This window comes from Lysinibacillus sphaericus, assembly GCF_015844675.1.
Lineage (GTDB): Bacteria > Bacillota > Bacilli > Bacillales_A > Planococcaceae > Lysinibacillus > Lysinibacillus sphaericus_E.
This window is the reverse complement of record NZ_LDGC01000092.1, coordinates 302,727-316,828: the sequence shown is the minus strand read 5'-3', so window position 1 is coordinate 316,828 and position 14,102 is coordinate 302,727. Positions and strand designations below refer to the sequence as shown.

The following is a 14,102-nucleotide window of genomic DNA, read 5'->3' as shown; positions in this document are numbered from 1 at the left end:
GGTTTTTCATTGGCTAAAATCCTTGTGTCCAGCCTCTTCAAAGTTAAAGAAATCTTTTTCGTTGTGAAGGTGTTGGCAATAAACAACTTACTTTTCGTCCAAAAAGACGATATCTATTTTTAGCAAATAGTCGGTACATTATATTTCGTATAAATGGTGGAATAAGAAGGAAAACATAGCAGACAGGCCAAAAACTATTTAATCTCCTACAAATTTTAAGTGCTGCAGTAGATTCAAAATAGACCTTCCCATGCTCAATTACTATGACACTATCTATATTTTCTGGTATTTCGTATTGAGCAAGTAATGCCTGCCCTGCATCACTCTGGATGGATGCAAATTGAAAATATGCTGCATGATCATATTTGATAATAAATTGCACACTGCTATCACAAAAATTGCATACTCCGTCAAATAAAATAATGCCACCCATACAATTTCCTCCTAGCGAAGACGACATTGATTACTCGTCTGATGTTCGATACGTAAAGTATGTCCCAAGTGACTTCACTTTGCAACCAAGTGCAGCTAGTTCTTCCATAGCCCCACGCATCATAGGCTCCTTTTCATCTGCTAAAACATCAATCATAAAGAAATAATCGCCTAAGCCCGTTTTTAATGGGCGTGATTCAATTTTACTTAAATTTAGCTGTCGCCATGCGAAAACTGATAATACTTGATGTAACGCCCCTGAACGATCTATTGGTAATGTAATCATGAAAGTTGTCTTCGCCTGTCCATCTGATAATTCTTGGGGTAATCGTTTATTTTGCTTAGATAATACGAAGAAGCGTGTATGGTTAAAATGGAAATCATGAATATTAGATTGAACGATTTCTAAGCCATATTTTTCTGCTGCCGCTGCATTTCCTACTGCGGCAATGCACTCGTTAGGATTTTCAGATACAAATTTTGCCGCTGCTGCCGTTGATGTCGTTTGATGTAACGGAGCATGGCTGAAACGATAAAATAAATATTTATGACATTGGGCTAGAGCATGTGGATGTGAATAAACTCCTATAATTGATTCCCAACTGTCCTTCTGCGCTTTATTGACCATTAAATGTTGCTGTATTTTCAACTGAAGCTCACCTGTAACATATAAGGTCGCCTCATGAAATAAATAATCAAGCGTTAACGATACTGATCCTTCTAAAGCATTTTCCAGTGGTACAACTGCTAAATCCACCTTTCCCTTCGCTACCGCCTCAATACATTCTGGGATTGTAGAACAAGGGACAAGCCACTCATTCGGAAAAGTTGCCTTTGTTGCTAAGTATGTAAATGATGCCTCAGGTCCTAAATATCCTATTCGTTTTTCCCATTGTTGCTCTGTCATTACATGTACCTCCTGTTCATGGTTTTATTTAATTGACTCACCACCAAAACGTATATACATGACATACGTTTTAACAAATGTCATCCGTAACTTTTGGCGACAAGCCTCTTTAATTTCACTAATGTAAAAATTCGGAATTTTCACTTCCTAAAAAACTCCTTTTATTCTACATCAAATATTAGCTAAGGCATAGTATGAAACTTTCAAACGCTCCGGAGCCTCTATGGTCTATCCATTACTCTTCTCTAGGAATTTTCTCTATCGATATAGAATAAGGAGCTGTCCCATGAAGTGATCATTACATCACATGGGACTGCTCCTTTTGAGCCTATTTACATTTTGTCAAAAATTCAAACACGCATCAGTCATTACAATGCACCCGAACTAATTACTTCCGCTGACTCTACAAAATCTAAACGTTTAAGTTGCTGTATTAAATCATCAAGTTCACATGTCATACTAGTGACATCTAGCGACAACGTAACATTAGCACGTCCTTGAATCGGTATCGTCTGATGGATAGTCAGTACATTGCAATGCGTAATTGTCACTGTTTCTAAAAGCTTTGCAAGTGTTCCTTTACGGTCCTGAAGCTGTACAAAGACTGTTAAAATGCGTTCCTGCACAATTGAGTGAAAAGGAAATACAGCATCACGATATTTGTAAAACGCACTACGCGATAAATCCACCTGCTTTACCGCATCCCAAATGGAAGTTACCGTACCACTTGAAAGTAAGTGTTTCGCCTCCAAAGTTTTTTGCATAGCATCCGTTAAAACATCTTCACGAACTAAATAATATCGCTGATTCGCAACATTCTTCATACGCTTCCCCCTAAAACCTATTCTTAGTCGACAAATTCAAATTCGAATTCCAATAAGCGTACAATATCTCCATTTTGTGCACCACGTTCACGTAATGCTTCATCGACGCCCATACCACGTAATTGGCGTGCAAAACGACGTACACCGTCCTCGCGGCTGAAGTCTGTCATTTTGAAGATACGCTCAATCGCATATCCACCAAGAATGAATGTACCATCAGGATCACGAGAGATTTCGATTGAATCTGCTTCAGATTGGTGTTTGTAAAGTACCGTTGCATCTGATTCTTCATCTAGTTCGTCGAATAATGGGAATTCAGGAGTCACTTCCAGTAAGTCAGCAATTTCAAATAATACTGGCTTTAAACCTTGGCGAGAAACCGCAGATACTGGGAATATTTTCACATCATCGCCCACTTTTTCACGGAAAATTTCTAAGTTTTCCTCTGCATCCGGCATGTCCATTTTATTTGCTACAATAATTTGCGGACGTTCTGTTAAACGAAGATTATATTGTTTTAGTTCATCATTGATTGTTAAGTAATCTTCATAAGGATCGCGCCCTTCCATACCCGACATATCAATTACATGTACGATAACACGTGTACGTTCAATATGACGGAGGAATTGGTGACCTAGACCAACACCTTCGTGCGCCCCTTCGATTAAACCTGGTAAATCGGCCATTGCAAAGCTACGATGATCATCCGTTTCAACCATTCCTAAGTTCGGTACGATTGTAGTGAAATGATAAGCACCTATTTTTGGCTTTGCCGCAGAAACAACAGATAATAATGTTGATTTACCTACACTTGGGAAGCCAACTAATCCTACATCTGCTAGTACTTTCAACTCTAATATAACATTTAATTCTTGTCCTGGCTCACCTTTTTCAGAAAGTTCTGGAGCAGGATTGGCTGGTGTTGCAAATCGGGAATTCCCGCGGCCACCGCGACCAGCTTTTGCAATAATCGCTTGTTGACCATGCTCTACTAAATCCGCAATAACAACGCCTGTTTCTTCGTTCATTACAACCGTGCCCGGTGGTACTTTAACGATTAAATCATCTGCACGTCTACCATGCATCCCTTTACTCATACCATGCTCACCACGGTCAGCCTTGAAGTTGCGTTTGTAACGGAAATCCATTAACGTTCGCAGACCTTCTTCAACTTGAAAGACAACATTCCCACCGTGACCACCATCGCCACCAGCAGGACCACCATTCGGTACAAATTTTTCACGACGGAAGGCTACCATTCCATCCCCACCGTCGCCACCTTTTACATAAATCTTGACGTGATCGACAAACATTTAATTCACTCCCTACTTGCACTCAATACATATATCCAAGACGTATTTGTCTCTTCCACTGTTTGAATGTCTAATTGTTTCAAACCTTTTTCGGTGAATGCATCAGCACTCCATTGCCCATTTAGCGTGAATGTCACGGCAAATGTATGATCGTCAACACGTACATCGAGCGCTAAACTCTGCTCTGTAAATGGATCTAATGTATCATAAACATGCATAACTGTTTTGTTTAAGTAATCTACAACTTCCGAATCAATCGTATTTGTGACAGGCATTTTTATATCACCACTAAGCTTCATTGGCAATGAAGGATAGCGCCAGCTTGCCGTTTGCAGCCATTCGATTGTTTGCGGTAATTGTATTCGATTAAGGATAGAAAGTACTTGTAACTGTTCTGAATAATTTTGAATAAGTTTTTTTGATTCATCAATTCTACCTAAATCTAGATTCATGCGAATAAGCTGCAGCTGATTCACATAATCATGATTTGCAAAACGTATTACTTCACTAATGGTTAGTGATTGATTGTTCATCCCATTCACTCCAATAAAGTTATCCTTACTAGTATAACAAGTTTTGCTGTATTTTTCCCTTAAATCTTCATTGAAATTTAGCCAAAAAAAGGACTGCAATAAATGCAGTCCTCCGCTTTATGTTATCTTATAAAAGATTAAGCTTCTTGTGATGCTGGGTATACAGATACTTGTTTGCGATCGCGACCTAAACGTTCGAATTTTACAACGCCGTCAACTTTAGCAAATAGTGTATCGTCACCACCACGACCTACGTTTGTACCTGGGTAAATTTTTGTACCGCGTTGACGGTAAAGAATTGAACCACCAGTTACGAATTGGCCATCAGCACGTTTAGCACCAAGTCGTTTAGACTCAGAGTCACGTCCGTTTTTAGTAGAACCTACACCTTTTTTAGATGCGAAAAATTGTAAGTCTAAAGTTAATAATAATTTCATTGTGTTCCACCTCCTACTTGGTTGTAGTTGATTTGGATATATTGTCCGTAATTTTGCACCATAGAATACACTTGGGCTGTCATTACTTGGACAATTAACTGTAGTTTTGCATCAATCTCAGGCTCTAAATCTGATGGTAAGTCTACCTTAAGATAGCCTCCACCTTCAGCAGCTTGTTCGACTTCTGGCTGTAATTGTAATAGTGCATAAATAGCATTCACCGTACCTATGGCAATGGTAGATGCTCCTGCACATACTAAATCCTTACCAGATTCATCGTATTCCGCATGTCCTGAAAATTCAAATGCTGACACATGTCTATTTTCATTGTGATGAATCGTAACTTGTATCATTCGCTACACCTCATAATTAAGCGTTGATAGCTTCAACAACTAATTTTGTGTAAGGTTGACGGTGACCTTGTTTACGACGGTAGTTCTTTTTAGCTTTCAATTTGAAAACAACGATTTTTTTCGCACGGCCTTCTTTCACAACTTTCGCTGTTACAGTAGCGCCTTCTACGAATGGAGCTCCAACTTTAACGTTTTCGCCACCTACGAATAAAACTTTATCGAAAGTTACAACCTCGTCAGCTTCTACACCTAATTTTTCAACATAGATTTCTTGACCAGCTTCTACTTTGATTTGTTTACCACCAGTTTCAATAATTGCGTACATTTTACTGCACCTCCTCATAGACTCAGACTCGCCTGTTTATAAAGGTGATCATACGATACTTAAACCTTTCCAGTGCGGTTGTAGTAGCACAGGTGCTACAAACAATAACATTAAAATATTACCACACGATTTCTATCAAGTCAATCTTTTCATTACATATTTCTCAAATGCTAAACGATATTTTCGATAATTCCATTCCTTTAACACTTGAAGCCATATAAATAAACATAAAATTGCTATAAAAATAGATTGTGGGAGGTAACATAAAGTTATCATGAATAGTATAAAGGCAATTATAAGAGAAAGCCAGTAGTAATATTCAAACGCACGAACACTTGGATTGAATAAAAATAAGCACGCTAAAAATATTCTGCCACCGTCCAACGGAATAATCGGTATAACATTGATTGCTAGTAGCACAAGTTGCACATTAATAAGCTTGGTCGCGAGCAGCTCTGGCATAAAAAAAGCGAGGCCAATCCCTAATATTGTAGCGATTGGTCCCCCTATGGCAATCCAAAGGAGTGACGTTGCTGGCACAGCCGCTGGATTTTCAAATTCTATTTCCCCTCCGTAAGGTGTAATAACGCATGATTTTACGTTAACGCCACAAAGCATCGCCGTTAACAAATGACCTGCTTCATGCCATAATAACGAAGATAAAATAATAGCGTAATAAGCAATTTGACCGGTAAAAATCATTAAAAATACGAGAGGGATACATAGAAGATGCAGTTTAATTTTCATTGGACTCCGCTGTTTCAAGCCACTGTACAATCTGCTCCAAATTATATTGTGCCTTGTCTTTCTCAATTGAGATATAGAGTTGCCCCGTCTCTTTCATGCCGATTAAATCGTTTGTCTGCACTGTAGTGTATGGAAGTTGTGCTAAACTATCTAGCATACCATAGGATACTGTTGTACCATCATCATAGCTGATCGTCATTGTTTTACCAGTATATTTTGTATGACCGGTAAAAACGACAAGACCATTCTTTCCAGCATAAACCGGTAAGCCCATGTCATATTGCAATAAAAAGCCTTCCTTAAAAACTTCCGCATTGGCAAATGTTAATAGTTCAGTTTGTCCAACATCACTCGATACTAAAATTGTTGCATCATCTTTATTTAGCCAGCTTTGTCCGAGCTCGCTTAAATAAGTCAAATCAGCTGATGTTGTAACAAGTTTTCGCACCGGTGTTTCCAATACGCCTTGATCCTCTAAACGAATTACTAGCATAGTTGCAGCCACAAGCAATATCGCGACCAACCATTTCCATTTTTTAAACAAGCCCTCATCCTTTTTTCACACTATATGAGCTTGCATGTCCATTCATGCACAAAGAAAAAACCTTCTCGTACAAATGCACGAAAAGGTTGATGATTATTTTGAAAATAAAGCTTTTAGTTTTGAAAATACACCTTTATGTTCATCTTCAATGGCCATAAGTGGTACAGACTCTCCAAGTATTCTTCGAGCAATATTACGGTAGCCAAGAGATGCTTTATTAGCAGGATCCATTACTACTGGTTCACCTTTATTGGACGATGAAATAACCCCTTCATTATCTACAATGATTCCTAATAAATCTATAGACAAATGTGTTGTAATTTCATTCACATCCAAAGTATCACCGCTTTTCATCATATGCTGGCGAATACGGTTAATAATTAGTTTAGGTGCAGTAATTTCTTCCTGTTCGAGTAAGCCAATAATTCGATCTGCATCACGCACAGCAGAAATCTCTGGCGTTGTTACTACAATTGCATGATCAGCACCAGCAACCGCATTGCGATAGCCTTGTTCAATGCCCGCTGGACAATCTATTAAAACATAATCATAATCTCTTTTTAATTCTTCTACTAAGCTCTTCATTTGCTCAGGTTTAACAGCATTTTTATCTGTCGTTTGAGCAGCAGGTAATAAAAATAGCTTTTCATCTACACGTTTATCTTTTATTAGCGCTTGATGAATCTTACAGCGCCCTTCAACAACATCTACTAAGTCATAAATAATTCGATTCTCAAGACCTAAAATCACGTCCAAATTACGTAAGCCAATATCTGTATCTACTAAACATACTTTTTTACCTTGTAGAGCCAATGCAGTCCCAAGGTTAGCCGTTGTCGTCGTTTTTCCGACACCGCCTTTACCTGAAGTTATGACGATCGCTTCTCCCACACTAGCTTCCTCCCTTAGACACATTTAACAATGGTCGAATATTTTTTAACGCGTGAATTTGATCGTACGTAATGCGCCCATCATAGCCAATAAATGCACAAGTCATCTCTTCTTGATTAATCGTTTTTACATGTTCGTCTGACATTGCCTGAACCTGATCAGCAATCATAATATGTGTGGCTTCAAAACAAGATGCTGCAATGATTGCTTCCTTATTACCATGAACACCAGCATGTGCAATTCCTTTAAGTTTCCCTAGGACATACACATTGCCAGCTGCTTCTACACGCCCGTTCGGATTGACATTCCCTACGATAATTATATCGCCTGGCGAACGTAGAACTTGACCCGATCTGACCACACCTAAATATGTATCTTGTTGACTTTCAATCCTTTTCTGGTTGCTCTCATGGACAGTCAGTACTTCACTTTGTACCTTTGAAACGATTAGTTGCTCTGTTTCCTGAACAATTTTAATAAGCTCTTTGATTTGTTCATCAGAACAGTATCGATAGCCCAAATATAATTGTACATCTACTTTACTATCGATACCGCTCTCTGAAACTTTATTTTTAAGCTCTTCTACTAAATCGACATACGCACATTGATCGTCTAAATGAAGAACAAATCCATCCTTTGTTCCCTTCATATTAACTAACTGTTTTTTCATGAATGCCTCACCCCACGTTGCTCTTTGTTAAGAAACTTCACGTGCTCTCTGTAAGACACGCGCATTAATCAGATACTTGAAGGCCCAACCAAGAATCATTAAAAATAGTGCATTAGCAATGATCGTTGGCAGTAGTCGTGAACGTAAGAAATCCGAAAATGGAATCGTTGTAAAGTCGATAAGATAGAAGAATTGATAAAGTATAAATTCTAAAATTGCTACTAACACAACTGAAATCGTCGTTGTCACAACTAAGTGCTGATGAATAACTTTCACAATTGACCCTGCTAAAAAACATACTAGCGGAAACAGTACTGAATATAATCCAATAATATCAATGTAAAACACATCATACAAGACACCAAAAAAAAGTCCATACATTACCGCTCGTTGACGGCTGTAATAGATGGATATAAATATTAAATATAAGATTAAAAATCTAGGGACCAAATAATAGATTTGCCCTTTCACTTCAATCGGTGAAAGCATAGCAAACTCTGGTTCTAGTAAAAATAGCAAAACTGCCACAGAGGGAATGAGAAATCGAACCATTATTCAACCTCCTCGTTACCCTGTTGTGGATGTGTTAAATCTCCGTTCGATGCATTACCATCAGATCCATCTATCATCGTCGAGGAACGTTTAGCAATAACAACATAATCTAAAATTGAAAAATCAGCAAATGGTTTTACATAAGCCATTTTCGTTAAGCCATAATCATCTGTACTTACTTCAGTTATTTCTCCGATTGGCACATTTTTTGGGAAAACACCGCCAAGTCCCGATGAAACTACTTGTTGACCTTTTTTAACTGTTAAACTTGAATCGATTCGCTTCATAATGAGTTTATTACGCTCTTTATCATAGCCCTCGATTAAACCGTATGCTTGTTTATCTCCTGGAACCATCGCAGAAACACGATAGTTTGGATTATTTGTATATAAAAGCTCTACCTCAGAGGTAAAAGGCGTCACTAAAGTAACTTTACCGATTAAACCTTTCGCTGTCATAACTGCCATATTTTTTTCTACACCGTGTGAAGATCCTTTATCTAAAATAATTTTTTCTTCCCACTGGTCAGGATTTCTAGCAATAACTGTGGCATGAATCGGATCATATGCTTTTAAACTTTCCGATTTGTCCATAAGCTCTTGAAACTTTTTGATATCAGATTTCAAGTCAGATGCCTCAGCTTGTACAGCAACAAATTCATCTAAGCGTGCTTTTAAACGTTTATTTTCTTCGTACGTGTTTAAGAGGGAATCAATACTATCAAAAACACCAGCAATATAATTCGCCGGCTTCGCAACAATAGATTGTGCGACGCCGACAGTGTCTTTAATAATTTGCTCTGGTAAAGTTGCATTCGTCCGTTCACGTAATGAGAAGCTAATCAATGCCACAAGAAAAACCATGCCCACGAGCAGCAAAATTAATTTCTTATTGAAAAAAAAGTGTGGCATTGCCAAAACCTCCTTACCCTTTAACTTGTTGTTGACGAATTAAGTCAATATGTTCTAGAGCTTTACCTGTACCAATAGCAACACAGTCTAGTGGATCTTCTGCGATAAATACTGGCATATTAGTTTCTTGGCTAATAACTTTGTCTAAGTTTGTTAATAGCGCACCGCCACCTGTTAGTACAATTCCGCGTTCCATTACGTCTGCAGATAATTCAGGAGGTGTTTGTTCAAGCGTTTTTCGAACTCCATCAATAATAGATGCTACCGCTTCACGTAATGATTCAGAAATTTCCTGTGATGAAATTTCGATTGTTTTCGGTAGACCTGTTAAAAGATCGCGTCCTCTAATTTCCATTTTTTCTTCTGGACCTTCAGCCAACGCTGTACCAATTTCCATTTTCACTGCTTCCGCAGTACGTTCACCAATTGTTAAGTTATATGTTTTACGAATATACGAAATGATGGATTGGTCCATTGCATCCCCGCCGACACGCACGGATTCACTTGTTACAATACCACCTAATGAAATAACCGCTACCTCTGTTGTACCACCACCGATATCAACGACCATTGACCCTGTTGGATCCCATACTGGTAAGTTTGAACCGATTGCTGCTGCAAATGGCTCTTCAATTGTAAATGCTTCTTTAGCACCTGCTTGGCGAGCAGCATCAATAACCGCACGTTGTTCAACCGATGTAATACCGTAAGGCACACAAATCATAACATTCGGCTTTTTCCAATTACCACCAGAATTTTTGCAAGCTTCTTTTAAATAGTATTCTATCATTGCTGTAGTAATATCAAAATCAGCAATAACGCCATCTTTCATAGGACGGATTGCTACGATTGAGCCAGGTGTACGACCAATCATATTTTTTGCATCGTTACCTACTGCAACGATATCTCCTGTTTTTGTATTTTTCGCTACGACTGAAGGTTCGCGTAAAACGATTCCCTTCCCTTTAATAAACACTAATGTATTCGCTGTGCCAAGGTCAATCCCGACATCTTTACTTCCTAATCCAAACAATTTGTGTACTCCCTTTCTATTTAAGCCATACTTTCGTTGACATCAACTTACACCCCGGCGCGTTTACACCCCGAGGCTTTATCTTCATTCACTCGGTGTTAGACACCTTCTAAAAAAACTACACATTCAATTATCTCACACCTGTTGGAATGAGAGTCTTTTTCTGAATAAAAATAAAATCATACCGTTCATTATAACGGAAAAACGCAAGAATTTATAGTGCCACATACCTCTTCTCGCGGAAAAGATACTATTTTAATTCCCTCCCAAACAAAAACAGTACGTATAGATTAGCATATAATTTTTATTCTTGTAAGACAACGTGTAATAGGCTACCAATTTTTGTGAATATTATAGACATTTCTATGAATACAATAACGTTTTCTATAAGAAAAGGTTCGTTTTCATAATTAGCTTTTCGCAAAAAAATACAAAAATATTTATTTATCAATCATGCCTTCGCATAATTGCGTCCGGAATCGGCTTTGCGCCGCTTAGGCCTGCTTGAGGGCCGATGCGATGTCTTTAGGCTAACATACTATATTGCACTCCTTTCCGATTCCATGACATCCGCCGGAGGCTTTGGACCAACAAAATGTTTTCTGTGTGAAAGCGTAGCGTCAGCAAAAGGTTTTGGACTTTGCGAAAGAAGCGGCAGCAACAACAGGATGTTGGTCACGAAGGCGTTATCACAGGACGTGATGCTTTTAACAAACAAAATCACCCACAACTTTTGGTGATGAACTTGATCTTTTAACAAACTCTAAATATTTCCACAAAAAAACTCTGCAAAATATATTGCAGAGTTAAAAATAACCTTTTTCTTTCAAACTAATAAACTGATGATCACCGATGATGAGATGATCGATTAAATCAATGCCTATAATGTAACCAGCTTCTAAAATTCTTCTCGTCACTTCAATATCCTCATCACTAGGTGTTGGAACGCCACTAGGGTGATTATGTGCACAAATTATAGAAGCCGCAGATCTCTTTACAGCTTCGCGAAATATCTCCCTTGGATGGACAATTGAAGCATTTAGACTGCCTATAAAGATTGTCTTTCTATGAATAATTTGATTTTTCACATTCAAAAAAAGAACGACAAAATGCTCCTGATTCAGTGAGGTCATATCAGGCATTAAATAGGTAGCGGCATCTTGTGGGGAACGAATCGTATATTTTTCATCGCTATGTTTCTGCGCGAGACGTCTCCCGAGTTCAATTGCTGCTAATAACTGAATGGCTTTAACCTCACCAATCCCTCTAATAGCAACCATTTCTTCTATTGTTGCATGTTTCAAATGATGTAAACGTTCAAAAACGCTTAGTACGCGATTTGCAAGTACAAGGACAGACTCGTCTTTAGTGCCTGTCCTTAGTAAAATAGCCAGTAGCTCCTGATTCGATAAACTCATAGCTCCTTGTCTACGTAGTCTTTCACGGGGGCGATCTTCTATATGAACGTCTCGTATCATCGTCCTTTGTAAAACATCATTCGTCAAAAAAGCCTCACTCCTTCGCAAATTGGATAATATTGCGTGCTACCAATTGCGTAAACAACGCTGCAAGTGGTAAACCGACAACATTGTTATAATCTCCTTCAATTCGTTTCACTAGGAGGGTTCCAGCAGTTTGAATGCCATAACCGCCTGCTTTATCAAATGGATCTCCCGAATCTACATATGCTTCGATGAGCTCCTGCGATAACTGATGAAAAACAACAATTGTCTCTTCTACAAATGTAGTTTCATGACCGTCCGGTTCAATAATGGCAACAGCTGTCATGACTGCATGACACTTCCCTGATAAGCGCAATAAGTGAGAAATTGCCTCCTCACGATTTTTTGGTTTATGGAGTAGCTCATCATCATAAACAACAATCGTATCCGCTCCAATAATCGTTGCATCTGGCGCTTTTTTTGCTACATCACGCGTTTTTAAGAGAGCTACACCTTTTACATAATCTTGCATTGTAGTTGCCTGAACGCTTGTCTCTTCTACTTCACTAGTTATTATGTCGAACGGAAGGGATAACATAGTAAGTAATTCCTTTCGTCGTGGTGAAGCAGAAGCAAGCACTATCTTGTGATTTGTTTTAAACATTGTCTGACCATTCCTCCTTATTAGTTATCATAACGGAGAATTTGGCATTTGAAAATTTTCTAAAAATCAAGATAATGCTTATTTCACTATTCTTTAAGCTTAAAATTTCACTTGAAGACAAGCATTTTTCGATTTGTAATGGGCCAAGACTTGTAATCGAATGATGCTGGTATCGCTTGATATAGACGAGGCTGCTGCTCCAATAGATTGCCAATCAGCAGGTAGCGTAGAATCTTTGGAATTATCTTTAAAATTTAATTTTGCTGCATTTTTGTCAGTTAGCACAGACGGAAGCTCTGCAAGCGTTGCCTCCTTACAACTGTCGCCACTCAAAGTGAATGCTTTTTTAAATGTTGCAGGATCTTTTAAGAAGACAAGTTGACTTTCATCTGTTACGACACTTGTCCAAACGTGAAATTTTCCATCGACCTCGACGATGGCACTTTCTTTTAATGAAGGGTGTTCAGATACAAATGCGCTTGCACTTTCATAATTTGAATAGACCCCTGCCTGACTAGCAAAAAGCATGGGTCCGTTCGTTGCTCCTCCCGCTGTCGTAATGGTTTCCCCTTTGGTATTACTATCACTTTTATTAGCTACCTCATTACTATCATCTTTTAAAGAAAATTGAGTGCTTGCTTGAAGAATACCTAAAAAAATGCCTACACCAAAAAGTCCTACTACTCCTCCAATAATCATCGCTCGAAATATTTGTTTTCTCATCACTTGACTGACAATTTTCATTCGACCATCACCTCTTTCTTTAACGTATCAAAGTAAATTTAGAAAAGACCAATTTGATATATAAGTATATGTATAAAAGGATGTGTAAATGCGAATTTACTACATTTTGAATTACTAGTTATTTTCGAGGTTTTACTGCAAAATTAAATATTTTTGTAACAAAAGATTTACTAAAAAAAGGTGGATTTTTTATACTACTCTTATGTACCTCTATCAAAGGCTTCTAACTGTTTAACAAAAAAATTTCATCCAAAAAATTTGAGGATGTACAAGGAAATAGAAAGTAGAACTAGAAATAATATTATTTACAGACGAATATTCGTAATGGAGGTAAGAAGGTGGATAATCCGAAAATTATTGGACAAACAAAAACAGTAGGATTTCAAGTAGGTGTTAGAAGGATGTTCCCGATTTCCCAAGAGGAAGCTTGGAACCTAGTTACTTCACAAGATGGCTTAAACGTATGGTTAGGAGAGAGTATGTCCATTATCCTTGAACCAGGACAGAACTATATTACGAAATTAGGGTCAGGAGAAATACGCGTAGTCAAACCTTTACAACAACTTCGCCTAACTTGGCAAAAGGTAGGATGGGAAAAGGCATCAACCGTACAAGTTCGTATTATTCCGGGGGCAAGTAATAAAACTACAATTAGCTTTCATCAAGAAAAACTTTCTGATCAGAATGTAAGAGAAGAAATGAAAAAATATTGGGAAAAAGTACTTACGGAACTCAAAAAGAGAATAACCAATTGAAAAAATCAGGTACTCATTTTTTAAT

19 protein-coding genes and 1 other annotated feature are annotated in these 14,102 nt (G+C 38.1%); of the genes, 1 reads left to right on the top strand and 18 read right to left on the bottom strand.

The features are described 5' to 3' along the window. Positions 1-43 precede the first annotated feature (43 nt). The 18 genes from ABE34_RS23615 to ABE34_RS23530 all read right to left on the bottom strand — a co-directional run bounded on the left by ABE34_RS23615 (position 44) and on the right by ABE34_RS23530 (position 13,322). On the bottom strand, positions 44-433 hold the full coding sequence (locus ABE34_RS23615) for a thiol-disulfide oxidoreductase DCC family protein (protein WP_197144841.1): 390 nt from the start codon (positions 431-433) through the stop codon (positions 44-46). Between the two features lie 30 nt (positions 434-463). Then, entirely contained in the window at positions 464-1,339 is an 876-nt protein-coding gene (gene pheA / locus ABE34_RS23610) for a prephenate dehydratase (RefSeq protein WP_197144840.1), read from the bottom strand. A gap of 368 nt (positions 1,340-1,707) precedes the next feature. After that, on the bottom strand, positions 1,708-2,163 hold the full coding sequence (locus tag ABE34_RS23605; protein WP_079563577.1) for an ACT domain-containing protein: 456 nt from the start codon (positions 2,161-2,163) through the stop codon (positions 1,708-1,710). A gap of 23 nt (positions 2,164-2,186) precedes the next feature. Continuing rightward, positions 2,187-3,476 carry a GTPase ObgE gene (gene obgE, locus ABE34_RS23600; protein ID WP_197144839.1) on the bottom strand — a complete coding sequence of 430 codons (1,290 nt, stop codon included), beginning with the start codon at positions 3,474-3,476 and terminating at the stop codon, positions 2,187-2,189. A gap of 5 nt (positions 3,477-3,481) precedes the next feature. Beyond that, positions 3,482-4,009: a Spo0B domain-containing protein gene (locus ABE34_RS23595; protein ID WP_197144838.1), complete on the bottom strand. Its 528-nt coding sequence runs from the start codon at positions 4,007-4,009 to the stop codon at positions 3,482-3,484. Between the two features lie 137 nt (positions 4,010-4,146). Beyond that, positions 4,147-4,446: a 50S ribosomal protein L27 gene (gene rpmA, locus ABE34_RS23590; protein WP_132356986.1), complete on the bottom strand. Its 300-nt coding sequence runs from the start codon at positions 4,444-4,446 to the stop codon at positions 4,147-4,149. Beyond that, positions 4,443-4,799 carry a ribosomal-processing cysteine protease Prp gene (locus tag ABE34_RS23585; RefSeq protein ID WP_079563574.1) on the bottom strand — a complete coding sequence of 119 codons (357 nt, stop codon included), beginning with the start codon at positions 4,797-4,799 and terminating at the stop codon, positions 4,443-4,445. Before ABE34_RS23585 ends, rpmA begins: the two co-directional genes overlap by 4 nt. Before the next feature lie 16 nt (positions 4,800-4,815). Beyond that, complete coding sequence (rplU, locus tag ABE34_RS23580; protein ID WP_036124117.1) at positions 4,816-5,124, bottom strand: 50S ribosomal protein L21; 309 nt, start codon at positions 5,122-5,124, stop codon at positions 4,816-4,818. A 14-nt stretch (positions 5,125-5,138) separates the two neighbouring features. After that, positions 5,139-5,214: a sequence feature (ribosomal protein L21 leader region), on the bottom strand. A gap of 45 nt (positions 5,215-5,259) precedes the next feature. Continuing rightward, positions 5,260-5,871, bottom strand: coding sequence for a stage IV sporulation protein FB (locus ABE34_RS23575; RefSeq protein WP_197144837.1), 612 nt, complete (start codon positions 5,869-5,871; stop codon positions 5,260-5,262). Continuing rightward, entirely contained in the window at positions 5,861-6,415 is a 555-nt protein-coding gene (locus ABE34_RS23570; protein ID WP_197144836.1) for a M23 family metallopeptidase, read from the bottom strand. Before ABE34_RS23570 ends, ABE34_RS23575 begins: the two co-directional genes overlap by 11 nt. A gap of 93 nt (positions 6,416-6,508) precedes the next feature. Continuing rightward, positions 6,509-7,306, bottom strand: a complete 798-nt coding sequence (gene minD / locus ABE34_RS23565) for a septum site-determining protein MinD (protein WP_079563571.1) — start codon at positions 7,304-7,306, stop codon at positions 6,509-6,511. 1 nt (position 7,307) lies between these two features. Then, the gene (gene minC, locus ABE34_RS23560) at positions 7,308-7,976 is read right to left on the bottom strand and encodes a septum site-determining protein MinC (RefSeq protein WP_197144835.1); all 669 of its coding nucleotides are present in this window, start codon (positions 7,974-7,976) and stop codon (positions 7,308-7,310) included. Between the two features lie 27 nt (positions 7,977-8,003). Further along, a complete protein-coding gene (mreD, locus tag ABE34_RS23555) occupies positions 8,004-8,528 on the bottom strand; it encodes a rod shape-determining protein MreD (RefSeq protein ID WP_197144834.1) in 525 nt (174 codons plus the stop codon). Continuing rightward, positions 8,528-9,439, bottom strand: a complete 912-nt coding sequence (mreC, locus tag ABE34_RS23550) for a rod shape-determining protein MreC (protein ID WP_197144833.1) — start codon at positions 9,437-9,439, stop codon at positions 8,528-8,530. The genes mreD and mreC overlap by 1 nt, the downstream gene beginning before the upstream one ends. A 13-nt stretch (positions 9,440-9,452) precedes the next feature. Then, on the bottom strand, positions 9,453-10,472 hold the full coding sequence (locus tag ABE34_RS23545) for a rod shape-determining protein (RefSeq protein WP_197144832.1): 1,020 nt from the start codon (positions 10,470-10,472) through the stop codon (positions 9,453-9,455). Between the two features lie 806 nt (positions 10,473-11,278). Beyond that, a complete protein-coding gene (radC, locus tag ABE34_RS23540) occupies positions 11,279-11,950 on the bottom strand; it encodes a RadC family protein (RefSeq protein ID WP_197144874.1) in 672 nt (223 codons plus the stop codon). Positions 11,951-11,984: 34 nt separating this feature from the next. Then, positions 11,985-12,578: a Maf family protein gene (locus ABE34_RS23535; RefSeq protein WP_197144831.1), complete on the bottom strand. Its 594-nt coding sequence runs from the start codon at positions 12,576-12,578 to the stop codon at positions 11,985-11,987. A gap of 99 nt (positions 12,579-12,677) precedes the next feature. After that, positions 12,678-13,322, bottom strand: coding sequence for a hypothetical protein (locus tag ABE34_RS23530; RefSeq protein ID WP_197144830.1), 645 nt, complete (start codon positions 13,320-13,322; stop codon positions 12,678-12,680). Between the two features lie 338 nt (positions 13,323-13,660). Here ABE34_RS23530 and ABE34_RS23525 point away from each other — a divergent pair, with 338 nt between their 5' ends. Next, entirely contained in the window at positions 13,661-14,077 is a 417-nt protein-coding gene (locus ABE34_RS23525) for an SRPBCC domain-containing protein (protein WP_346655607.1), read from the top strand. Positions 14,078-14,102 lie beyond the last annotated feature (25 nt).

What these genes read in the sequence shown, in the direction of transcription:
- ABE34_RS23605 (WP_079563577.1), bottom strand. Translation starts at nt 2,163, where the DNA reads ATGAAGAATGTTGCGAATCAGCGATATTATTTAGTTCGTGAAGATGTT.
- ABE34_RS23535 (WP_197144831.1), bottom strand. Translation starts at nt 12,578, where the DNA reads ATGTTTAAAACAAATCACAAGATAGTGCTTGCTTCTGCTTCACCACGA.
- obgE (WP_197144839.1), bottom strand. Translation starts at nt 3,476, where the DNA reads ATGTTTGTCGATCACGTCAAGATTTATGTAAAAGGTGGCGACGGTGGG.
- rpmA (WP_132356986.1), bottom strand. Translation starts at nt 4,446, where the DNA reads ATGAAATTATTATTAACTTTAGACTTACAATTTTTCGCATCTAAAAAA.
- radC (WP_197144874.1), bottom strand. Translation starts at nt 11,950, where the DNA reads ATGATACGAGACGTTCATATAGAAGATCGCCCCCGTGAAAGACTACGT.
- pheA (WP_197144840.1), bottom strand. Translation starts at nt 1,339, where the DNA reads ATGACAGAGCAACAATGGGAAAAACGAATAGGATATTTAGGACCTGAG.
- ABE34_RS23575 (WP_197144837.1), bottom strand. Translation starts at nt 5,871, where the DNA reads ATGAAAATTAAACTGCATCTTCTATGTATCCCTCTCGTATTTTTAATG.
- ABE34_RS23530 (WP_197144830.1), bottom strand. Translation starts at nt 13,322, where the DNA reads ATGAAAATTGTCAGTCAAGTGATGAGAAAACAAATATTTCGAGCGATG.
- minC (WP_197144835.1), bottom strand. Translation starts at nt 7,976, where the DNA reads ATGAAAAAACAGTTAGTTAATATGAAGGGAACAAAGGATGGATTTGTT.
- ABE34_RS23595 (WP_197144838.1), bottom strand. Translation starts at nt 4,009, where the DNA reads ATGAACAATCAATCACTAACCATTAGTGAAGTAATACGTTTTGCAAAT.
- ABE34_RS23615 (WP_197144841.1), bottom strand. Translation starts at nt 433, where the DNA reads ATGGGTGGCATTATTTTATTTGACGGAGTATGCAATTTTTGTGATAGC.
- mreD (WP_197144834.1), bottom strand. Translation starts at nt 8,528, where the DNA reads ATGGTTCGATTTCTCATTCCCTCTGTGGCAGTTTTGCTATTTTTACTA.
- mreC (WP_197144833.1), bottom strand. Translation starts at nt 9,439, where the DNA reads ATGCCACACTTTTTTTTCAATAAGAAATTAATTTTGCTGCTCGTGGGC.
- ABE34_RS23585 (WP_079563574.1), bottom strand. Translation starts at nt 4,799, where the DNA reads ATGATACAAGTTACGATTCATCACAATGAAAATAGACATGTGTCAGCA.
- rplU (WP_036124117.1), bottom strand. Translation starts at nt 5,124, where the DNA reads ATGTACGCAATTATTGAAACTGGTGGTAAACAAATCAAAGTAGAAGCT.